The sequence below is a fragment of the Variovorax sp. Sphag1AA genome (genome assembly GCF_014192575.1).
Lineage (GTDB): Bacteria > Pseudomonadota > Gammaproteobacteria > Burkholderiales > Burkholderiaceae_C > Variovorax.
Genome location: NZ_JACHYC010000002.1, coordinates 516292 through 538078, shown reverse-complemented (window position 1 = coordinate 538078; position 21787 = coordinate 516292). Strand labels below are relative to the sequence as shown.

At 64.5% G+C, this 21787-nt stretch carries 24 protein-coding genes; 6 read left to right on the top strand and 18 right to left on the bottom strand.

The genetic code is table 11. The features are described from left to right. The first annotated feature begins 86 nt into the window (after window positions 1–86). The 6 genes from FHW64_RS09065 (at window position 87) to FHW64_RS09040 (ending at window position 3602) form a co-directional block, all read left to right on the top strand. Window positions 87–1445: a CHASE3 domain-containing protein gene (locus FHW64_RS09065; RefSeq protein WP_260303723.1), complete on the top strand. Its 1359-nt coding sequence runs from the start codon at window positions 87–89 to the stop codon at window positions 1443–1445. Window positions 1446–1588: 143 nt separating this feature from the next. Then, on the top strand, window positions 1589–1753 hold the full coding sequence (locus tag FHW64_RS09060) for a DUF1328 domain-containing protein (RefSeq protein ID WP_093163713.1): 165 nt from the start codon (window positions 1589–1591) through the stop codon (window positions 1751–1753). A gap of 53 nt (window positions 1754–1806) precedes the next feature. After that, window positions 1807–2181, top strand: coding sequence for a hypothetical protein (locus FHW64_RS09055; protein ID WP_184525224.1), 375 nt, complete (start codon window positions 1807–1809; stop codon window positions 2179–2181). 56 nt (window positions 2182–2237) lie between these two features. Further along, window positions 2238–2618 carry a phage holin family protein gene (locus tag FHW64_RS09050; RefSeq protein ID WP_184525222.1) on the top strand — a complete coding sequence of 127 codons (381 nt, stop codon included), beginning with the start codon at window positions 2238–2240 and terminating at the stop codon, window positions 2616–2618. Beyond that, the gene (locus FHW64_RS09045; RefSeq protein WP_184525220.1) at window positions 2608–3057 is read left to right on the top strand and encodes a hypothetical protein; all 450 of its coding nucleotides are present in this window, start codon (window positions 2608–2610) and stop codon (window positions 3055–3057) included. The genes FHW64_RS09050 and FHW64_RS09045 overlap by 11 nt, the downstream gene beginning before the upstream one ends. Next, window positions 3054–3602: a bacterioferritin gene (locus FHW64_RS09040; protein WP_184525218.1), complete on the top strand. Its 549-nt coding sequence runs from the start codon at window positions 3054–3056 to the stop codon at window positions 3600–3602. Before FHW64_RS09045 ends, FHW64_RS09040 begins: the two co-directional genes overlap by 4 nt. Before the next feature lie 69 nt (window positions 3603–3671). On the opposite strand, the gene FHW64_RS09035 is transcribed toward FHW64_RS09040, so the two are convergent. From FHW64_RS09035 to serA, 18 genes are all read right to left on the bottom strand, one after another. Continuing rightward, window positions 3672–3869 carry a CsbD family protein gene (locus FHW64_RS09035; protein ID WP_184525216.1) on the bottom strand — a complete coding sequence of 66 codons (198 nt, stop codon included), beginning with the start codon at window positions 3867–3869 and terminating at the stop codon, window positions 3672–3674. Between the two features lie 123 nt (window positions 3870–3992). Continuing rightward, a complete protein-coding gene (locus tag FHW64_RS09030; protein ID WP_184525214.1) occupies window positions 3993–4817 on the bottom strand; it encodes a DUF429 domain-containing protein in 825 nt (274 codons plus the stop codon). Between the two features lie 49 nt (window positions 4818–4866). Next, window positions 4867–5289: a BLUF domain-containing protein gene (locus FHW64_RS09025; protein WP_184525212.1), complete on the bottom strand. Its 423-nt coding sequence runs from the start codon at window positions 5287–5289 to the stop codon at window positions 4867–4869. Between the two features lie 5 nt (window positions 5290–5294). Further along, window positions 5295–6026, bottom strand: coding sequence for a GTP cyclohydrolase I (gene folE, locus FHW64_RS09020; RefSeq protein WP_184525210.1), 732 nt, complete (start codon window positions 6024–6026; stop codon window positions 5295–5297). A gap of 70 nt (window positions 6027–6096) precedes the next feature. Next, a complete protein-coding gene (locus FHW64_RS09015; protein ID WP_184525208.1) occupies window positions 6097–6855 on the bottom strand; it encodes an endonuclease/exonuclease/phosphatase family protein in 759 nt (252 codons plus the stop codon). Then, window positions 6852–7319 carry a dihydroneopterin triphosphate diphosphatase gene (nudB, locus tag FHW64_RS09010; protein WP_184525206.1) on the bottom strand — a complete coding sequence of 156 codons (468 nt, stop codon included), beginning with the start codon at window positions 7317–7319 and terminating at the stop codon, window positions 6852–6854. Before nudB ends, FHW64_RS09015 begins: the two co-directional genes overlap by 4 nt. Window positions 7320–7336: 17 nt before the next feature. After that, on the bottom strand, window positions 7337–9142 hold the full coding sequence (gene aspS / locus FHW64_RS09005; RefSeq protein ID WP_184525204.1) for an aspartate--tRNA ligase: 1806 nt from the start codon (window positions 9140–9142) through the stop codon (window positions 7337–7339). Between the two features lie 28 nt (window positions 9143–9170). Continuing rightward, window positions 9171–9791: a DUF502 domain-containing protein gene (locus FHW64_RS09000; RefSeq protein ID WP_184525202.1), complete on the bottom strand. Its 621-nt coding sequence runs from the start codon at window positions 9789–9791 to the stop codon at window positions 9171–9173. A 14-nt stretch (window positions 9792–9805) separates the two neighbouring features. Next, on the bottom strand, window positions 9806–10126 hold the full coding sequence (locus tag FHW64_RS08995) for an FmdB family zinc ribbon protein (RefSeq protein WP_184525200.1): 321 nt from the start codon (window positions 10124–10126) through the stop codon (window positions 9806–9808). Between the two features lie 84 nt (window positions 10127–10210). After that, window positions 10211–11659, bottom strand: coding sequence for a sodium:solute symporter family protein (locus tag FHW64_RS08990; protein ID WP_184525198.1), 1449 nt, complete (start codon window positions 11657–11659; stop codon window positions 10211–10213). Between the two features lie 15 nt (window positions 11660–11674). After that, complete coding sequence (ubiB, locus tag FHW64_RS08985) at window positions 11675–13240, bottom strand: ubiquinone biosynthesis regulatory protein kinase UbiB (protein WP_184525196.1); 1566 nt, start codon at window positions 13238–13240, stop codon at window positions 11675–11677. Next, on the bottom strand, window positions 13237–13791 hold the full coding sequence (locus tag FHW64_RS08980; protein WP_184525194.1) for an SCP2 domain-containing protein: 555 nt from the start codon (window positions 13789–13791) through the stop codon (window positions 13237–13239). Before FHW64_RS08980 ends, ubiB begins: the two co-directional genes overlap by 4 nt. A gap of 36 nt (window positions 13792–13827) precedes the next feature. Beyond that, window positions 13828–14871, bottom strand: coding sequence for a Tim44 domain-containing protein (locus tag FHW64_RS08975; RefSeq protein ID WP_184525192.1), 1044 nt, complete (start codon window positions 14869–14871; stop codon window positions 13828–13830). A 34-nt stretch (window positions 14872–14905) separates the two neighbouring features. Continuing rightward, on the bottom strand, window positions 14906–15637 hold the full coding sequence (ubiE, locus tag FHW64_RS08970) for a bifunctional demethylmenaquinone methyltransferase/2-methoxy-6-polyprenyl-1,4-benzoquinol methylase UbiE (protein WP_184525190.1): 732 nt from the start codon (window positions 15635–15637) through the stop codon (window positions 14906–14908). Between the two features lie 74 nt (window positions 15638–15711). Next, window positions 15712–16125: a gamma-butyrobetaine hydroxylase-like domain-containing protein gene (locus tag FHW64_RS08965; protein WP_184525188.1), complete on the bottom strand. Its 414-nt coding sequence runs from the start codon at window positions 16123–16125 to the stop codon at window positions 15712–15714. Further along, entirely contained in the window at window positions 16125–16565 is a 441-nt protein-coding gene (locus FHW64_RS08960; protein WP_184525186.1) for an HIT family protein, read from the bottom strand. The genes FHW64_RS08965 and FHW64_RS08960 overlap by 1 nt, the downstream gene beginning before the upstream one ends. A gap of 2 nt (window positions 16566–16567) precedes the next feature. Continuing rightward, window positions 16568–20458, bottom strand: coding sequence for an FAD/FMN-binding oxidoreductase (locus FHW64_RS08955; RefSeq protein ID WP_184525184.1), 3891 nt, complete (start codon window positions 20456–20458; stop codon window positions 16568–16570). Window positions 20459–20544: 86 nt separating this feature from the next. Continuing rightward, complete coding sequence (gene serA / locus FHW64_RS08950; protein WP_184525182.1) at window positions 20545–21774, bottom strand: phosphoglycerate dehydrogenase; 1230 nt, start codon at window positions 21772–21774, stop codon at window positions 20545–20547. Window positions 21775–21787: the final 13 nt, after the last annotated feature.

Here is a 21787-nt window from a genome sequence, read left to right as displayed (position 1 = left end):
CGCGGCTTTTTGCGTCGCAACATGCCGGTCCCTGGCCTGTTTCGATTATTCCCGAATTTGATTTTTCGGCATCGCTCGGAGACCCCATGCGCTGGCTAGCTTTCCCGAAGATGGCCCTGAGCCTCACGCTGGCGACGCTGGCCGCCCTCGTGCTCGTGGGCATCAACGAAGCCGGTTATCGCCAGTCCCGACAAGCCCTCGAGGAGGTGAGCGACGCGCAGCGAGCGCGCGTCGTGCTCAACCTCATGCTTCAGAACATCCTCGATGCAGAAACGGGCCAGCGCGGTTATCTGCTGACAGGCGAGCCCCGATATCGCGAGCCCTATGACGCAGCCGTCAAGCAGGTCGACGGACATCTTGCCGCACTTCAGCTTCTTTATGCGAACCGGCCGAACCAGCTCGCGCAACTGAATCAGCTCGCCAAGCATGTCTCGAAGAAGCTCGCCGAGATGGACATGAGCGTGCGGCTGCGGCAGAGCGGCAACGAAGACGCGTGGAAGTTCGTCATCACGACCGACGTCGGCCGCGAGGAAATGGACGCCATTCGCAACGAGGTCGGCGATCTGGTCGCCCTCAGCAGCGACGAACTCACGCGCGGACAACTGCAGGTCGTGAAATCACTGCGCTTCGCGCGCATCGGCATCGCCATCGTCGCGCTCGCAGCCCTCGTCGCGTTCTACCTCTACCTGAGGCAGACACACGCCTTGCGCCAGAGTGGGGAGCGCCAGCAACAGGCCCTCGAACTCGAGCGCAACGCGCTGGAAGACGAAGTGCGCGAGCGCACCGCAACGCTCGCGGAACTGGCGACTCACCTGCAGCAGGTGCGCGAGACCGAACGCGGATTCCTTGCGCGAGAGCTGCACGATGAGCTGGGCTCGCTGCTCACCGCCGCCAAGCTCGACGTCGCGCGGCTGAAGTCGCGAATGACCGACTTGCCGGATGCAATCCAGCGGCTGCAGCATCTCAACGAACTTCTCAACAGCGGCATCGCGCTCAAGCGCCGCATCATCGAGGACCTGCGCCCTTCGTCGCTATCCAACCTCGGGCTGGTCGCGTCGCTGGAGATCCTGGGCCGCGAATTCGCGGAGCGATCGAACATCGAGATCGAGATGGTGCTCGAGCCCGTGGAACTGAACGAGGCCAACCAGCTCACGGTCTACCGGATGGTGCAGGAAGGTCTGACGAATATCGGCAAGTACGCGCACGCGACCGAGGCCAGCATCGTCATGAAGAACTACGGCAATCATGTTGTCGTCGAGGTGACGGACAACGGCAAGGGCTTCGACACGCAGCACAACCGGCCTTCGAGCCATGGCCTCGCCGGCATGCGCCATCGCGTCGAGGCGGCCAAGGGCCGGCTCACGGTCACATCCAAGCAGGGCCAGGGGACGCGACTGAGCGCAGTGCTGCCGGCAAATTCGGTTCCTTCTACCGCCGTGGCGTGAGCGTGAAGGGCATTCGGCCCTTTCCTACGCCTCGCGCCCGCCACTGCTGACAGGGTCTCCGCAGGGCGGGTCTTAACGTTGATCCAAGCGTGTTCCAGAGAGCGCGCTTGTACATCAACGCGGCCACATCAAAGGAGTCAAGCATGTTGCACTACGCAGTCGTGTTCCTGGTCATTGCCCTGATCGCAGCCATCTTCGGATTCGGCGGCATCGCAGCAAGTGCGGTGGGCATCGCCAAGATCCTGTTCATCATCTTCCTGGTCCTCGCACTGGCCAGCTTCATCGCGGGCTTGATACGACGCGGGTAGCGTCGGTACGATGAGCAGGTCCTCGCAACCAATTTCCCGGAAGGATTATTTTCATGAACACGACCATCAAGACTCCTCAGCAACTGGCCGACGACGCGCGTCAGACCGCATCCGATGCGATCGACACGACGCGGGCCTATGCGCAGAACGCCGTGAACGCGGCGGGGGAAAAGGTGCGCGACCTGCGCCGCGATGCGGAACCTGCCGTGGAGCAGCTCGCGGCCCGCGTACAGCAGGCCGTCCAGCGCGGCCTGGACGCGGCATCGACGACCAGCGCCCGCGCGCAGCGCCGCTTTGAGCAGGCGGCCGACGTGACGGGCAAGTACATCGCCGATCAGCCCATGCGCTCGGTGCTCATCGCCGCCGCGGCCGGTGCGGCCATCACGGCGTTGATCGTGCTCGCAAGCCGCCGTCGGGACGACTATTGATCTTCAGTCCCTGACGTTCATCGGCGGCTCACTGCGAGCCTCAACTGCCCGGCACCATGCTCCATCCCATTTATTCCACGGTGCTCGGGCATCCCGAGCTGATCGCCGATCACCTCGCCAACTACGGCGCGCTCCTGCGAGAAGAAGCGCAGGAGGCCAGCCGCGGCCTGATCGCCCGAATGGTCGCGGGCGTTCTGGCTGTGGTCAGCGTCATGCTGGTGCTCGGTCTCATCGGCGTGGCAATCATGCTCGGCGTGATGCACGACCGGTTCCACTGGGCCCTCGTGGCCGTACCGGGTGTTGCAATGCTGATCGCACTCGTCTCGGCGCTCTACGCATCCAGACAGCGCAATGTCCACGGATTCGCCGAACTGCGAGCGCAGGTCGAGGCCGACATCCACGCGCTTCACCTCGCCGGAGAACGCCATGAGCACTGAGCACGAACAGCTCACGCCGCAGCAGCGCCTCTCGCTGTCGCGTCGCGCGTTGATCGCGCAACTCCAGGGGGACAGGAATGAGCCGTCCCCGGACTGGCTCGACGCGGCACCTGATGAATCGCCGCGGCAAGTCGACGGGCGATCCGGCATTGCATGGAGCGCAGTAGCGAGCCGTGTGGTGCGGCGCTGGTGGCGACGCCACCCAGCCAACGCAGCGGGCCAGCTTGCGCTACCGGTGCTCGAACGCTACGCACGCGAGGAGCCCGCGAAGCTGATGGCCGCCGCTGCTGCGACGGGCGCACTCGTCGTTCTGATCAGGCCATGGCGGCTGCTGTCGATCACCGCCGTCCTGGCCGCCGTGCTCAAGACATCGGACGTGGCCGACCTCGTGACCACGCTGATGAAGAAAACAGCCAACCCACGAAAGGATGCCTCATGAACACCGCAGTCAAAGAACGCCCCGACCGCCTCGTGCTGAACCAGAAAGCCATCGACGCCGCGGCCTCCAAGGACCTCGACGAAGGCGCGGTCACGCCGAGCTACGGGCCGTGGCGCGACGACATCGTCAAGCTCCTCAACGACGCGCTCGCCACCGAGCTCGTGTGCGTCCTGCGCTACAAGCGTCACTACTTCACGGCCACCGGCGAGGCCTCGCCGTCCATCGCCGAAGAGTTCCTGGTGCATGCAAACGAGGAAACGGCGCACGCGGACAAGATTGCCGAGCGCATCGTGCAACTCGGTGGCGAACCGGACTTCAACCCGAAGTCGCTGCTCGATCGCAGCCATGCCGACTACGACGAATCGATGGACCTGCAGGCCATGGTGCGCGCCAACCTCGTGGCCGAGCGCATCGCGGTGGAGACCTACCGCCAGATGATCACGCTGATCGGCGACAAGGACCCGACCACTCGCCGCATGCTCGAGGAAATCCTCACCGATGAAGAGGAGCACGCTGACGAGCTCAGGGACTGGCTCGGCCATTGAAGCCGCGCTTCCTGTGCACCACAAAAAAAGCCCGGCATGCCGGGCTTTTCTTCTTTTCGAGCGAGTCGTTCAAGGCTTGTCGATCTCGTTACGCACCGCGTCCTTGATCTGCTCCTTGGTGTCGCCGTAGGTCTTCTGCACCTTGCCGGCAGCCTGGTCCACCTGACCTTCGGCCTTCAGCTTTTCGCTGCCGACCACCTTGCCAGCCGCTTCCTTCAGCTTGCCCTTGGCTTCTTCGACACGGCCTGAAACTTGGTCCTTGTTCATGAGACTTCCTTTGCGAGTTGAGGGGGTTTGCCCATGGTTCATTCGAACCACGTTTTTCAATCTACTCAGCGGAAGATGGGTTGAGCGCCGGTATCAGCGCGAGCCGGTGTAGGACGGCGGCCCTCATGCCGTGACGATCCAGCCTTCGAGCGGATCGATGGCAGGCGGCAGCCCGTAGCCGGGTCCCTCGCTCGTCCGTCGCGCCGCGCCCCAGGCGGCTTGAACGAGGCACAGCGCGGCATCGATGTGGTCACCCTTCGCATCGGCCAGGAGGCGTTCCCGCAAATCGTCGGAGACTGCCAGCCGAAGTTCCAACCGCGAAGCGCCCCGCTCCAGCGCCGCAAGAAGATCGTCTCGGGCCGTCCTCCGCTCCGCTGTCTGGCCGGCGAGCTGATCGCTCTTGTAGCTGCGACGGCCGATCAACTCACGCGCCAGCAGTCCCGGGTAGCCTTCCAATGCGATGCGGCCGCCGCCTTCAGACGCCACGTGCAGGCCCGGCAATGAAGCGCCGGCGGCGATCAGGCGCGGCACGCCGGCGTGGAGCATGTACGCCACTGGCGGATTGACCCACTTCATCGACGGACTGGAGCCTGCAGGACGATCCGTCGCGCGATGCGCGAACTTGCTGCCGGCCGGACGCGCAGCGCAGAACGCGGCAAAGGTGTCGCGAATCTGTGGTCGATCGATGGCCGCGTAGTGGCTCATCAGCGATCTCCACTCCAGGGGCCAACCCAACTCTACGCACAGTTCGCGCGGCAGCCCGAATGGAAAATCAAAGGCCCCGACCCACTGCGGCGTCTCGGCCAGCCAGCAGGTCCAGTCGTCCAGCGATGCGAAGCACTCGAATCCTTGAAGCTCGACCCGCCCGTCGCCCGAGCTGCCAAGTGCGACGACGATCGGCTTGCGTGAAGTCGGCGCGCTCGAAAAGTCGCAGCCGATCAGGCGCATGGAATCGGCTCGATTCGCCGCTGACCAGGCAGCGGCAGACACCAGAGGCTCAGTGCCGTCCGACGATGGCGGCGGTGGCCATCAGTTCTTCGAGCAGCGCCAGCGAAACCTTGCCCGAGACCGAGTAGGGATCGAGTTCCGGCCGCTCGGAATACTTGAGCAGCGTCGAGGCATTGAGCTTCGACAGGTTGACCTGCCCCATGGTCCAGCCGCCGAACCGGCGTTCCGAGATCTCTTCGTAGTGCAGCAGGACCACGTCCTTGTGGCGGGCGTCTCTCTGGATGTGGCCGTACAGCTCGCTGATCGCCATGCGGCCGCCTTCGATCGCCTGCAGGAACACACCGCCGCCATAGCAGAGGATGCCGGTGACGCCGCAGGCCGTGTTGTGCGAGCGCGATTGGGCCAGGATCGCGTCGATGGCTTCCTGGCTGGTGTCCACAGCGCGACTGGCGTAGAGAAGACGTACGAGCATGATGTTCAGCGCTGGCGCGGAAGAAGGGAAAGAAATTCGCGACGCAGATTCGGGTCCTTCAGGAAGACGCCGCGCATCACGGAGTTGATCATCTTGCTGTCCATCTCCTTGACGCCGCGCCACTGCATGCAGAAGTGCTCCGCTTCCACCACCAGCGCGAGGCCGTCGGGCTGCGTCTTTTCCTGGATCAGGTCAGCGAGCTGGACCACGGCCTCTTCCTGGATCTGCGGACGGCCCATGACCCATTCGGCGAGACGCGCGTACTTCGAGAGGCCGATGACGTTGGTCTTCTCGTTGGGCATGACGCCGATCCACAGCTTACCGATGATCGGGCAGAAATGGTGCGAGCAAGCGCTGCGCACCGTGATCGGCCCGACGATCATCAGCTCATTGAGATGCTCCGCATTGGGGAATTCAGTGAGCGAAGGTTGGTTGACATAGCGACCCTTGAACACCTCCTGCAGGTACATCTTGGCCACACGCCGGGCGGTGTTGTCCGTGTTGTGATCGTTCTCGATGTCGATCACGAGACTGCGGAGTACGCCCTTCATCTTGTCCTCGACCTCGTCGAGAAGATGCTCGAGCTCGCCCGGCTCGATGAATTCGGCGATGTTGTCGTTGGCGTTGAAGCGTCGTCGCGCAGCCAGCAGCCGCTCACGAATCTTCACGGACACGGGTGTGCCCTCGTCTTCAGCCCCGTCCGCGGGGCGCCGTACGGCGTCGATGGTCCTTAGCATCCAAGCATCCTAACAGCGAATGGCCGCCAGCCGATTAGCCCTACAGCGCCCTACCCGCTTACGGTTGTTGCTACTGTTTCGATAGCAAAAAATCGGTCACCAACGGGAGATGGTCGGACATCCGCGCCCAGATCGGACCGCGAGGCACCGAACAGGCGACCGGGGTGAGCCGCCGTCCATAGATGAAATCGAGCTGGGTCACCGGCAGTCGCGACGGATAGGTCAGGATGCGCGGCCCGCGAAGGTCGCTCGAATCCCGCATGCCCATGGCATTCATCGCGTAGCGCATGCGCGCGCCCCAGTCATTGAAATCGCCGGCCACCACTAGTGCCTCGTTGGGCGGGATTTCGCGATCGACAAACTCCCGGAGCTGGGCCACCTGCCGAATCCGACTGCCCTTGATCAGCCCCAGATGCACCACGATGGCGTGCACTGGCACGCCGTCGACGTCGATCACGACATGCAGCAATCCGCGCTGCTCGAAGCGATGGTCGGAGATGTCCTGGTGGGTCTTGCGCACGACGGGCCAGCGGGTCAGGAGCGCATTGCCGTGCTCACCGTGCTTGGTGATCGCGTTGGTCTCGTAGACCGCCGTGTAGCCCTCTGGCGCCAAGAAATCCGCCTGGGGCAACTCCGGCCAATGCCGGAATCGCATCGCAGCCTGGCGGTTCATCTTGCGAACCTCCTGGAGGCAGACGATGTCCGCGTCGAGCTGCTCGATGGCATGGCCGAGATTGTGAATTTCGAGGCGCCGCGCCGGGCCGATGCCTTGCACACCCTTGTGGATGTTGTAGGTAGCCACGCGGAGGGTGTTCGCCTGCGGATTCATCGCGCAAATTGTGGCAGCAGCAGAATGGCTTCGGCGTTCGATGGAGAAAAACAGGCGTCCGCCGCTTCGCGATAGGGCAGCCAGCGCCAATCGGTATGTTCGCGCGGATCGAGCTGTGGCGTCACGCGATCGGGCACGCACAGCCCGAAAAGGTGCTCCGTGTTGTGCGTCACCCCTGGCGCGTAGCGAGCACGCCAGCGCGGGTAGATCTCGTAGATGTTTTCGAGACCCCAGTCGACCAGCTGAGCGGCGAGTTCAGACCCTTCGCTGCAATCGATGCTTGTTTCCTCAGCCACCTCGCGCGAAGCGGTGAGGGCCAGCGGCTCGTCTTCCGAATTCCTGCTGCCGGTGACCGACTGCCAGAAGTCCTCGGCGTCGGCACGGCGAATCAGGAGGACGTCGAGTGCCGGCGTGTGGATCACGACCAGCACCGACTCCGGGATTTTCCAGGGGCGCTCGCTCACTGCAGCCCCTCTGTCGGTCAGTTTGCGGGTTGCGGATTGCGCAGCTTGATGTGCAGTTCGCGCAGCTGCTTCTCATCGACCGGGCTCGGCGCCTGCGTGAGCAGATCCTGTGCGCGCTGGGTCTTCGGGAAGGCGATCACGTCGCGGATCGACTCGGCGCCGCTCAGGAGCATCACGAGACGGTCCAGGCCGATCGCGATGCCGCCGTGCGGCGGGGCACCGTACTGCAGCGCGTCCAGCAGGAAGCCGAACTTGTTCTGCGCATCCTCGGCGCTGATCTTGAGCGCGCGGAAGACCTTGCTTTGCACTTCTTCGCGATGGATACGGACCGAGCCGCCGCCCATCTCGATGCCGTTGAGCACCATGTCGTAGGCCTTGGCGATGCACTTCTCCGGTGCGTTGTCCATGAGATCTTCGTGGCCGTCCTTGGGCGCGGTGAACGGGTGGTGCACCGCCGACCAACGCTGACCTTCCTCGTCGAACTCGAACATCGGGAAGTCGACGACCCAGAGGGGCGCCCAGCGGTCGTCGAACAGGCCGTTCTTCTTGCCGAAGGCGCTGTGGCCGATCTTGACGCGCAGCGCGCCGATCGCATCGTTGACCACCTTGGCCTTGTCAGCGCCGAAGAACAGGATGTCGCCATTGCGCGCACCGGTGCGGGCGATGATTTCGGCCAGCGCGGCGTCGTCGAGGTTCTTGACGATCGGGCTCTGCAGGCCGTCGCGGCCCTTCTCGGCATCGTTGACCTTGATATAGGCGAGGCCCTTGGCGCCGTAGATCTTGACGAACTCGGTGTAGGCGTCGATGTCGCCGCGCGAGAGACCACCCTCGGCGCCGCCACCCGGCACACGCAGTGCCACCACGCGGCCACCGGTCGCGTTCGCAGCCTGTGCGAACACCTTGAACTCGACGTTGCGCATCACCTCGGTGAGCTCGGTGAACTCGAGCTTCACGCGCAGGTCCGGCTTGTCGGACCCGTACTTGAACATGGCGTCGCCGTAGGTCATGACCGGGAACGGCGGCAGTTCGACTTCGGCCGCAGCGCGGAACACCTTGCGGATCATGCCTTCGAACATTTCGCGGATCTCTTCCTCGGCCATGAACGAGGTCTCGATGTCGATCTGCGTGAACTCAGGTTGACGGTCGGCGCGGAGGTCCTCGTCGCGGAAGCATTTGACGATCTGGTAGTAGCGATCGAAGCCCGACACCATCAGCAGCTGCTTGAAGAGCTGCGGCGACTGCGGCAGCGCGAAGAAGCTGCCGTCGTGCACGCGGCTGGGCACGAGGTAGTCGCGAGCGCCTTCGGGCGTGGACTTGCCGAGCATCGGCGTCTCGATGTCGATGAAGCCGTTCGCATCGAGGAACTTGCGCGTCTCCATCGTCACCTTGTAGCGCAGCATCAGGTTGCGCTGCATGGCCGGACGGCGCAGGTCGAGCACGCGGTGCGTCAGGCGGGTGGTTTCGGAGAGGTTGTCGTCGTCGAGCAGGAACGGCGGCGTCACGGAAGGGTTGAGAACCTTCAACTCGTGGCACAGCACTTCGATCTTGCCGCTCTTGAGGTTGTCGTTGGTCGTGCCCTCGGGGCGCGCGCGAACGAGGCCGGTGATCTGCAGGCAGTACTCGTTGCGCAGGCCTTCGGCCGTCGCGAAGGTGGAGGCGCGATCGGGGTCGCACACCACCTGGACATAGCCCTCGCGATCGCGCAGGTCGATGAAGATCACGCCGCCATGGTCGCGCCGGCGATTGACCCAACCGCAAAGGGTGACGGTTTGTCCCAGAAGGGCTTCGGTCACGAGACCGCAATAGTTTGTACGCATGGCCATAGATGGATTCCGGCGCCCGTGGGCGCGTTTATTTGATCGCGATCGCTGCAGGGCCGCCAGGAACGACGACCCCCATCGAGACGATGTACTTGAGCGCGTCGTCCACGCTCATCCTGAGTTCGATGCAGTCGCTGCGCTTGAGCATCACGAAATAGCCGCCCGTCGGGTTGGGCGTCGTCGGCACATACACACCGAGATACTCGCCGCCGCCCAAATGATCGACGACCTCTTGGCCGGGGGTTCCGGTCACGAAGGCGATCGTCCAGACGCCCTCGCGTGGCCACTGGACCAGCACTGCTGTGCGGAATGCGTTGCCGTTCTCGGAGAACAACGTGTCGGAAACCTGCTTGACGCTCGAATAGATCGACCGAACCACGGGGATGCGGCGAACCACCGCATCACCCCAGCCCAGCAGGCGCTTGCCGACGAAGTTGCTCGCGACCGCGCCGACACTGAGCAAGATGGCCAGGGTCAGCAGGACGCCAAGGCCGCGCACCTTGTGCTCGCTAAGGTATTTCTGCCAGTCTTCCGGTAACAGCCACAACGTCTGGTCGAGCGTGCCGATGATCCAGTTCAGCACGGCCAACGTGATGGCCAGCGGAACGATGACCAGCAAGCCGGACAGCAGCCATTTGCGCAGGGCGAGCATGACGGGTCGCAACCTCAGTCCGCGCTGGGTGCGGGTGACGCTGCGGGCGCAGGCGCAGATGCAGGCGCCGGGGCACTCGCGGGAGCCTCGGCCGGCTTGGCCGACGCGCTGTCGGGCGAGCTGACCGACGTCTTGTCGCCCCCGGACTTGCCGCCATCGCGGAAATCGGTGACGTACCAGCCGGAGCCCTTGAGCTGGAAGCCGGCAGCGGTCACTTGCTTGCTGAACGCATCAGCGCCGCAAGTCGGGCACTCCCTCAAGGGAGCATCGGACATTTTCTGCAGCACATCCTTGGCAAAGCCACAGGCGCTGCACTTGTATGCGTAGATAGGCATGGGTGGGGAGGCGTAAGAAGCGGCCGGAGGCCGCTCGCAAAGCCCTCGATTATAGGGGCGCCACCCCGCCGGGCGCCGCCCGGATCAGGCGGGGTCAGCCGCCAGCGGCCGGTGCGGCGTACGGGTGTTGGCCACCCATTGCGGCGCCAGCGACCCCAGCACCATCCCGCCGAAAGACGCCAGCAGGCCCGCCAACTGGGCCGGGAACACCTCGCTCCACGAAGTCGCAAGGAAGAGCAGCCACACGCCGATGCCCAGCACCACGGCAGCGACGGCGCCCTGGGTGGAGGCGCGCTGCCAGTAAAGCCCGCACACGAGCGGCACGAAAGCGCCGACGAGCGGCACCTGATAGGCGCCGGACACCAGTTCGTAGATCGGCGTTCCCTGCATGCGGATCGCGTAGGCGAGCACGCAGACGCTGAACACCAGCACCGTGAGACGCATGGTCATCAGATTCGAGCGGTCGCTACCGGCCGGACGGAATTGGCGCCAGATGTTCTCGGTGAAAGTCACGCTGGGCGCCAGCAACGTCGCCGAAGCGGTCGACTTGATGGCGGAGAGGAGCGCCCCGAAGAAGAAAACCTGCATCACGAAGGGCATTTTCTCGAGGACCAGCGTCGGCAGGACCTTCTGCGGATCTTCCTTGAGGAGCGTCGCGGTTTCGCTCGGCATGATCAGCAGCGCGCTCGCCACCAGGAACATGGGCACGAAGGCGAAGAGGATGTAGGCCACGCCGCCGATCACCGGCCCAAGCGTCGCCGCCCGGGCGCTGTTGGCCGACATCACGCGCTGGAACACGTCCTGCTGTGGGATCGAGCCCAGCATCATCGTGATGGCCGCCGCGAAGAAGAAAACCATGTCCTTGAACGTCGGCTCGGGCCAGAACTTGAACAGCTCCTTGCTCACCGCGAACTCCACCACCTTGTCTGCGCCGCCAGCCATGTTGCCGGCGAAGGTCGCGATCACGGCCAGCCCCAGCACGAGGATGATCATCTGGATGAAGTCGGTCACGGCGACCGACCACATCCCGCCGAAGAGCGTATAGGCCAGGATCGAGACGACGCCGATCACCATGCCCATCGACACCCCGATGGCGCCGCCCGACAGCACGTTGAAGACCAGCCCCAGCGCCGTGACCTGCGCGGACACCCAGCCCAGGTAGCTCAGCATGATGATGAGCGAGCAGGCGATCTCGATGAACCGCCCGTAACGCTCGCGGTAGTAGTCGCTGATGGTGAGCAGCGTCATCCGGTACAGCTTGCCGGCGAAGAAGAGGCCGACCAGGATCAGGCAGGTGCCCGCACCGAAGGGGTCCTCGATCACCCCATTCAGGCCGCCCTCGATGAACTTCGCCGGGATGCCGAGCACCGTTTCAGACCCGAACCACGTCGCGAAGGTCGTGGTCACGATCATGTAGAGCGGCAGGTGCCGACCCGCGATCGCGAAGTCCGTGGTGTTCTTCACCCGTTTGGCGGCGTACAGGCCGATGGCGATGGTGACGAGCAGGTAGGCGATGACCAGGGTCAACAGCACGGCAAATTCTCCAAGTCAGAAAAGACGCACGCGCACCAGCACCTGCATCGCGAGCAATCCCAATACAAAACCTATGCCACCGTAGATGATCGCTTGCAGGAGGCGGTTGGTCCGCTTTTGGGCGGCCAGGAGTTCCAGCAGTTCCCGCCGGTGGTCGGCGGGGCGATTCTCCAGGAAATCGTGCATCAGGCGCGGCAGCTGGGGCAGGAGTTTTGCGTACCGTGGCGCTTCGGCGCGCAATTGTTCAAACAGCTTGCGCGGGCCGATCTGCTCGCTCATCCACTTTTCAAGGAACGGCTTGGCGGTGTTCCAGAGGTCCAGCTCGGGGTCGAGTTGCCGCCCCAACCCCTCGATATTGAGCAGGGTCTTCTGCAGCAGCACGAGCTGCGGCTGGATCTCGACATGGAAGCGGCGCGAGGTCTGGAACAGCCGCATCAGCACCATGCCCAGGGAGATCTCCTTGAGCGGCCGGTCGAAATACGGCTCGCAGACCGTGCGAATCGCCGCCTCGAGTTCATCGATGCGCGTGCCCACCGGCACCCAGCCGCTTTCCAGATGGAGCTCTGCCACGCGCTTGTAGTCGCGGCGGAAGAACGCCACGAAGTTCTGCGCGAGGTATTCCTTGTCGGACTCGGTCAGCGTGCCGATGATCCCGAAGTCCAGCGACACATAACGGCCGAAGCTCTCGGGCTCCAGGCTCACCTGGATGTTGCCCGGGTGCATGTCGGCATGGAAGAAGCCGTCCCGGAAGACCTGCGTGAAGAAGATCGTGACGCCGTCTCTCGCAAGCTTCGGGATGTCGACACCGGCCGCGCGCAGGCGGTCGAGTTGCGCGATCGGCACGCCCTTCATGCGCTCCATCACGATGACTTCGGGGTGGCAGAAGTCCCAGAACATCTCCGGGATCAGCACCAGGTTGAGCTTGTCCATGTTGCGGCGAAGCTGGGCCGCATTGGCCGCCTCGCGCACGAGGTCGAGTTCATCGTGCAGGTATTTGTCGAACTCGGCGACCACCTCGCGCGGCTTCAGCCGCTTGCCGTCGGCGGAGAGGTTCTCGACCCAACCGGCCATCACGGCCATGAGTCCAAGGTCCTTCTCGATGACATCGCGCATGCCCGGACGTAGAACCTTGACCGCGACTTCGCGCACGGACCCGTCGGGCGCGCGCAAGGTCGCGAAATGCACCTGGGCAATCGACGCGCTTGCTACCGGCGTCTCATCGAACTCGACAAAGACCTCGCCAACCGGCCGCCGGAAGGCGCGCTCGATGGTGGCGATGGCCACCTTCGACGGGAACGGCGGTACCCGGTCCTGCAGCCATGCAAGCTCGTCCGCGATGTCCGGCGGTAGCAGGTCGCGGCGAGTCGACAGCACTTGGCCGAACTTGACGAAGATGGGGCCAAGGCGCTCCAGGGCTTCGCGCAGACGCTGGCCGCGCGGGGCATCGAGTTTGCGGCCGAACGAGACGATTCGAGCCACGGCGCGCAGCCAGGGCTTCTGGAAGCTCGTGAGAACGAGTTCGTCGAGGCCGTAGCGAAGCGCGACCCAGACGATGAAGATGCCGCGATAGATGCGCCTCATTCGGCGCCCGCGGAGCCGCCGGCCTTGCCGGAACGCTCACCGACAAAGCGGCGCAGTGCGTCCACCACCCGGCGCGCGCCGGTCGCGATCGTGTGCGCAGGCACGTCGCCGATCAGGCGGGCGAGATCGTCCTCGACGTCCCAGCGCACATGGTCGACGAGCCAGTTGACCTCCGCCGCCAATTGCACGTCGCCTTCAATGCGCACTGCTGGCTTCTCGCCGGTGAACGCCGCGCGGGCAAGACCGAAGGGAGATTCTTCCGTGACGCTCAGGGTGAGTTCGGGCTCAGCGCCTTCCGGCGCGAGGTCCAGCAGGCCGGCGGGCGTCGCGACGAACTTCATCGTGACGAAGCGCCACTGGAACAGCGCCACCCTGCCCTGCTGGCGCACCAGCCGTTGCTGGGCCTCGGGCTCCTGTTGCAGCACGTGGTTGAGGAAGAGCACGGTCCGCTGCTGGATTTCGCGGATTGCCCAATCCGGCGGCTGCATACGACTGCCGACGCGATTGAACAGGTCGTCTAGAAACGAAAAAGGGGACGATGGTGTAACCATGTCCCCATTATCGGGCTCGCAGCCCACGGAAAAGGCTTACTGCAGCGCTTGAACGCCTGCCACCAACCATCCACCGCCGTTGGTCGGCTTGGTCATGTTCCAGACTTCGCGGAACGGACTCGGGCCAGCCGAGACATCCTCGCGGATCATTCCGGAGAACTCGACGCTCGCCAGGTAGGCGTCCGGCAGTTCCTCGATGCCCAGCAGCTTCGCGTCGAGCATCACGACCTCCGTCTTGTTCGGCTGGCCTCCGGTGTGGCTCTCACGCTCGGCCAGTTGCTGGCGGATCTCGCCGACCATCTCGTCGGTCATCATCGAGCGCAACGTGCCAATGTCGGCGCGGTCCCAGGCATCCTGCAGGGTGACAAAGTTGCGCTTCGCGGCGGTGAGGAACCCGTCGGCGTCGAAGCCTGCGGGGATGCCCCAGGACTGCGATCCAACAAGGGCCGAACCGATCATGCTGCCGCCGGCAGCTGCCGCGCCCGCCATGGACGAACCGGCCGGATGATCGAGCTGCTTCACCGGGGTCGGATCGAAAGCCAGCTGATTGCGCTCCCATGGACGGGCCGAAGCATCGTTGCCGACGTTCTTGGGGCTGTATTGCGTGGGCGCTGTCGCGTCGGCCGGACTGCCCGCACCCTGGAATGCGAAGCCGCCGGCACGGGGCGCCGCCGCGCCGCGCGAACGCGAGGCGAAGATGCGCCACACGGCCACCGCAGCCAATGCCAGCAGGATGATCAACAGAACATTGCCGAACCCGGCGCCGAGACCGAGCGAATGTGCAAGCCATGCGAGACCGAGGCCCGCTGCGAGGCCGCCTAGGATGCCGCCCCACTGGCGCTTCGGCGTGGCGGGCGCAGTCTGAGGCGTGGTCGGTGCGGGCTTGGCGGCGGCATTGTTGGCGTTCTGGGCCGGCGCGCCGGGCTGCGCGGGCGTCGCAGGCGGAGGCGTCGCCTGACGCTGGGTCACATTGCTCGACTGCTTGCCGAACGACTTGCCGCCACCCATGCGTGCGGCGTCGGCATCAATGCTCACGACGGCCAGTGCACACACCAGCATGACGGACCACAAATTCTTCATGACGTCTCCTCTACGGCAAACAAACAACTCAGGTTCAACACTTGATTCCAACATGCAGCGCAACCACGCCGCCAGTCATGTTGTGATAGTCCACATGCCCGAAACCGCCCTCCTTCATGAGGGTCTTGAGTTCGTCCTGGCTGGGATGCATGCGGATCGACTCGGCGAGGTAGCGATAGCTGGCATCGTCGCCCGCGACCACCTTGCCGAGGCGCGGCAGTACGCTGAAGGAATACCAGTCGTAGGCTTTCTGCAGCGGCTTGGCGACCTTCGAGAACTCCAGCACCAGGAGCTTGCCGTGCGGCTTCAGCACACGGTTCATCTCCTTCAGTGCAGCGTCCTTGTGGGTCATGTTGCGCAGGCCGAACGCGACGGTGACGACGTCGAAGTGGTTGTCGGGAAAAGGCAGCTTCTCGGCGTCGCAGACCATCGTGGGCAGCACGACGCCCGCATCCAGCAGACGGTCACGACCGGTGCGCAGCATCGCCTCGTTGATGTCGGTATGGACCACCTGGCCAGTGGCGCCGACCTTCTTGGCAAAGGCCAGGGCGAGGTCGCCCGTGCCGCCTGCAATGTCGAGCACCTTCGAGCCTTCGCCTACGTTCGCCACCATGATGGTGTAGGCCTTCCATGCCCTGTGAAGGCCCATGGACATGAGGTCGTTCATGAGGTCGTAGCGCGAGGCAACCGAGTCGAACACGCCGCGCACGCGCCGTGCCTTGTCGCTCTCTTCGACCGATTCGAATCCGAAATGGGTGGTACTCATGCCTCCGATGTTAGGCCGGAAGCGTTCACTCCGCGCCGACGACCCCGTAGGGACACCGGGCATTTCTCACTCTCTCAATGGCTGCCGCAGGCGTGTCCGCCCTTCTCGGGCATCGGTGCATCGCGATCGACACCGGCCGCGGCAAGGCGCTTCTCGTACTCGGCCCACAGCTCATCCTGCCGGGCACCGAGGTCGTACAGCAGGTCCCACGAGAAGATGCCGGTGTTGTGGCCGTCGCTGAATGAGGGCTGCACCGCGTAGTTGCCGACGGGCTGGAGGTCCACCAGCTCGACGTTGCGCTTGCCCGTCTGGAGGATCTCCTGCCCCGGGCCATGGCCCTGCACTTCCGCCGAGGGCGAATAGATGCGCATCAGCTCGAAGGGAATCTTGAAGACCGCGCCGTCGGAAAAGCCGATCTCCAACACACGCGAGAGGCTGTGCACGGTGATCGATTGCGGCGTCGGTGCGCCGGCCTGCAAACCTGCCATCAGAAGCTCCTGCTCGAAAGACGCTGGACCATGTCGCGTTCAACCGCCGGCAGAGCAGCCTCGACGGCGGCTTCGCGCGCGGCATCGCGCTCGCGTTGCGCGGGCGCCCACACCGGCGCGGGAAAGCGCGTGTCCCAGTCGAAGCGCGCAATCACATGCCAATGAAGATGCGGAACCATGTTCCCGAGCGCCGCGAGATTGATCTTGGCCGGCGCCAGCGCATCGCGCAGGCACTGCTCCACGATCGCGACGGCCTCCATGCACAGGCTGCGATCCGCGGAAGAGAGATCGGACCACTCGGCGACATGCTCCTTCCACACCACACGATAGAAGGCGGGAAAGCCCGCTTCTGCCGCATGGATCACGCGGAACTTCGCGGCGTCATGGACCAGCCGACCTCCGGTCTCGTCGCACAGTGGGCAACCCTCGACGCGCTTCATCGTCACACCAGCACGCGCTCGATACCGCCCTGGTTCGCCGCGGCGACGTAGTCGGGCATCCAGCTCTCGCCGAGGATCTTGTTGGCCATCTCGACGACGATGTAGTCGGCTTCGAGCAGGCCGTTGTTCAGGTCGTTGCCGTAGCGGCTCAGGCCCTGCAGGCAGCTCGGGCAGCTGGTCAGGATCTTGACGTTGCCTTCGGGTGCGACCTTGCCGGACGCACGCAACGCCGACTCGCCCTTCTGCAGCTCTTCTTCCTTGCGGAAGCGGATCTGGGTCGAGATGTCGGGGCGCGTCACGCCGAGCGTGCCCGATTCGCCGCAGCAGCGGTCGCTCTTGAGCACGTTGTCGCCGACCAGTGCCTTCACCGTCTTCATCGGCTCCTGCAGCTTCATCGGCGTATGGCAGGGGTCGTGATAGAGGTAGCCTCCGCCGCCCGCATCGCCCAGGGTGATGCCCTTCTCGAGCAAGTATTCGTGGATGTCGACGATGCGGCAGCCCGGGAAGATCTTGTCGAACTGGTAGCCCTGAAGCTGGTCGTAGCAGGTGCCGCAGCTCACCACCACGGTCTTGATGTCGAGGTAGTTCAGCGTGTTGGCCACGCGATGGAAGAGCACCCGGTTGTCGGTGATCATCTTCTCGGCCTTGTCGAACTGCCCGCTGCCGCGCTGCGGGTAGCCGCAGCACAGGTAGCCCGGCGGCAACACCGTCTGCACGCCGGCATGCCACAGCATCGCCTGCGTGGCGAGACCGACCTGCGAGAAGAGCCGCTCCGAGCCGCAGCCCGGGAAGTAGAACACCGCCTCCGTATCGGGCGTGGTCGCCTTCGGGTCGCGGATGATCGGCACGTAGTCGGCATCCTCGATGTCGAGCAACGCACGCGCCGTCTTCTTGGGCAGTCCACCAGGCATCTTCTTGTTGATGAAGTGGATCACCTGCTCCTTGATCGGCGCCGGCCCCAAGGTGGCTGGCGGCGCGGAGGTCTGCTTCTTCGCGAGACCACGCAGCACGTCGTTCGCGAGGCGCTGCGCCTTGAAGCCGATGTCGACCATGCCGGTGCGCATCGCCTTGATGGTCTGCGGGTTCGTGGCGTTGAGGAAGAACATCGCGGCCGCGTTGCCGGGCCGGAAGGACTTCTGGCCCATCTTGCGCAGCAGGTTGCGCATGTTCATCGACACGTCGCCGAAGTCGATCTTCACCGGGCAAGGCGTCAGGCACTTGTGGCAGACCGTGCAGTGATCGGCCACGTCCTCGAACTCTTCCCAGTGCTTGATGCTCACGCCGCGCCGCGTCTGCTCTTCGTAGAGGAAGGCCTCGACCAGCAGCGATGTCGCAAGGATCTTGTTGCGTGGCGAATAGAGCAAATTGGCACGCGGCACATGCGTCGCGCACACGGGCTTGCACTTGCCGCAGCGCAGGCAGTCCTTGACGCTGTCGGCGATCGCGCCGATGTCGCTCTGCTGCATGATGATCGACTCGTGTCCCATCAGGCCGAAGCTCGGCGTGTAGGCGTTGGTCAGATCGGCGTGCAGCGTACGTCCGCCTTGCATGAAGCCCGCGTTGTCGCGGAGCAGCTTGCCCTTGTTGAAGCGGCCTTCCGGATCCACGCGCCGCTTGTAGTCCGCGAATGGTTGTAGCTCGTCTTCGCTCAGGAATTCGAGCTTGGTGATGCCGATGCCGTGCTCGCCGGAAATCACGCCATCGAGGCTGCGCGCCAGCACCATGATGCGCGCGACCGCCTCATGCGCCGTCTGCAGCATCTCGTAGTTGTCGCTGTTGACGGGGATGTTCGTGTGCACGTTGCCGTCGCCGGCATGCATGTGCAGCGCGACCCACACGCGGCCCTTCAGGACGCGCTTGTGGATGGCGCTGCATTCGGCCAGGATCGGCGCGAACTCCGCCCCTGTGAAGATCGATGCCAGCGGCTCGCGAATCTGCGTCTTCCAGCTTGCGCGCAACGAATGGTCCTGCAACTGCGGGAACAGCGTGTCGACGTTGTCGAGCCAACCCTGCCACAGCGCACGCACCTCAGCCACCAGCGCAACGGCCTGCGCCACGCGGTCTTCCAGCAACTCGGCGGTGGGGATGTCGTTCGCGTCGTCGCTCTTGCCCAGCGGCAGGTTGCCGCGCGCGAGGAACGCTTCAAGCTCGTCGGCGAGCGCAATCTTGTTGCGCAGCGACAGCTCGATGTTGATGCGCTCGATGCCGTCCGTGTACTCGGCCATGCGCGGCAGCGGGATCACGACGTCTTCGTTGATCTTGAAGGCGTTGGTGTGCCGGCTGATCGCCGCGGTGCGCTTGCGGTCGAGCCAGAACTTCTTGCGCGCCTCGGGGCTGATCGCGATGAAGCCTTCGCCGCTCCGCGAATTGGCAATGCGCACGACTTCGGAGGTGACACGCGCCACCGCATCGGCGTCGTCGCCGGCGATGTCGCCGAAGAGCACCATCTTCGGCAGGCCGCCGCCATGGCGCTTTGACTTGGTCGCGTACCCGACAGCCTTGAGGTAGCGGTCGTCCAGGTGCTCCAGCCCCGCCAGCAGAACGCCGGAGCGCTTCTGCTCGGCGAACATGAAGTCCTTGATCTCGACGATGCTGGGCACCGCGTCCTTGGCGTTGCCGAAGAATTCGAGACAGACAGTCCGCGTATGCGCCGGCATGCGGTGCACCACCCAGCGCGCGCTGGTGATCAGGCCGTCGCAGCCTTCCTTCTGGATGCCCGGGAGGCCCGAGAGGAACTTGTCGGTCACGTCCTTGCCGAGGCCTTCCTTGCGGAAGGTCTTGCCGGGGATCTCCAGCCGCTCGGTGCGCAGCGCGGTCTTGCCGTCGGCCGCGAAGTACTGCAGCTCGAAGACCGCGCTTTCGGCGTCGTGGATCTTGCCGAGGTTATGGCCGATACGCGTGACTTCGAGCCATTCGGCCTGCGGTGTCACCATGCGCCACGAGGCGAGGTTGTCGAGCGCCGTACCCCACAGCACGGCCTTCTTGCCGCCCGCGTTCATCGCGACGTTGCCGCCGACGCACGAGGCTTCTGCGGAGGTGGGGTCGACCGCAAAGACGAAGCCCGCGCGCTCGGCCGCATCGGCCACCCGCTGGGTGACCACGCCGGCTTCGGTCCAGATCGTCGGCACCGGTGCTTCGATGCCGGGCAGCGAGATCATTTCGACCTCGGTCATCGCCTCGAGCTTCTCGGTATTGATGACCACGCTGTTCCATGTCAGTGGAATGGCGCCGCCGGTGTAGCCGGTGCCGCCGCCACGCGGAATGATGGTCAGGCCGAGCTCGATACAGCCCTTGACGAGACCCGCCATCTCGACCTCGGTATCGGGCGTGAGCACCACGAAGGGGTATTCGACCCGCCAGTCGGTCGCATCGGTCACGTGCGACACGCGTGAAAGCGCGTCGAACTTGATGTTGTCCTTGGCTGTCAGCCGGCGCAGCGTGCGCGTCGCCTTGCGCCGCAGGGCCGCGACGTCGCGGAACATGGTGTCGAAGGCGGCGATGGCCTTGGCGACGAGACCGACCAGCTCACCCACCAGCACATCGCGCTGTGGGTCGCTGTCTGGCGTGCGGCGCTTCTGCACCTCGGAGAGGCGGTGGTTGAGCGCGTCCACCAGCTGGCCTCGCCGGCGCGGGTTGTCCAGCAGGTCATCGACCAGATAGGGGTTTCGCTGCACCACCCAGATGTCGCCCAGCACCTCGTAGAGCATGCGGGCCGAGCGGCCGGTGCGGCGCTCGGATCGGAGGGTTTGCAGCAACTCCCAGCCCCGTTCGCCGAGCAGGCGGATCACGATCTCGCGATCGGAGAAGCTGGTGTAGTTGTATGGGATCTCACGCAATCGCGCGGGCTCTGCGGCCTGCGACAACAACGCCGTCAACGCGGTCGGAGCATTCATCGGGGAGTCGGCCTCGGTCGGGCGCTGCGCGCCCCTGAACCAGGGGCATGGATTTTAAGGCAGCCCTAAAGGGCCTTGCAGGCGGGTCAGAACAGCACTCGGCTGCGGATGGTTCCAGGCACCTTGGCGAGCTTCTCGAGCGCGAGGTCCGAAGAGGCGGCATCGATGTCGGTCACGACGTAGCCGACCTTTTCATTGGTCTGCAGGTACTGCGAAGCGATGTTGATGTTGTTGTCGGAAAAGATCCGGTTGATCTCCGACAGCACCCCGGGCACGTTGCGGTGGATGTGCAGCAGCCGGTGCTTGCCCGGATGCGCCGGCAACGCCACTTCGGGGAAGTTGACCGACGAGGTCGAGGTGCCGTTGTCGCTGTACTTGACCAGTTTTTCGGCCACTTCGAGACCGATGTTGGCCTGCGCCTCCATGGTCGAGCCGCCGATATGCGGCGTAAGGATCACGTTGTCGAGCCCACGCAGCGGCGACTGGAACTCATCCTTGTTGGTCCGCGGCTCGACCGGGAAGACGTCGATCGCGGCGCCCAGCAGCTTCTTTTCCTTGAGGGCCACGGCCAACGGCTCGATCTCGACGACTGTGCCGCGCGAGGCGTTGATCAGAATCGCCCCGGGTTTCATCGCGGCGATCTCGGCGGCGCCGATCATCCACTGCGTGGCCTGCGTCTCGGGGACGTGCAGGCTCACGATGTCGCTCTGCGAGAGCAGTTCGTTCAGGTCCCTCACCTGCCGCGCATTGCCCAGCGGCAGCTTGGTCACCACGTCGAAGAACGCGACCTGCATGCCCAGCGCCTCGGCCAGCACCGACAACTGCGCGCCGATCGAGCCGTAGCCCACGATGCCCAGCGTCTTGCCCCGGATCTCGAAGGCGTTGTCTGCGGACTTGAGCCAGCCGCCGCGGTGCGCGACGGCGCTCTTCTCGGGCACGCCGCGCAGGAGCAGGATGGCTTCGGCCAGCACCAGTTCGGCCACGGAGCGGGTGTTGGAGAAAGGTGCGTTGAAGACGACGACGCCATGCTCGCGCGCCGCATCGAGATCGATCTGATTCGTGCCGATGCAGAAGGCCCCGACCGCCACCAGCTTCTGGGCGGCGGCAAACACTTCGGGAGTCAACTGCGTGCGCGACCGGATGCCGAGGAAGTGCACGTCGGTGACGCGGGCCTTGAGTTCGGCGTCCGGCAAGGCGCCCGACACGGTTTCAACGTTGGTATAGCCAGCGGCCTTGAGCACCTCGACCGCCGAAGGATGGATGCCTTCGAGCAGGAGGAACCTGATCTTGCTTTTGTCGAGGGAAGTCTTGCTCATGCGCGTCGAGGAA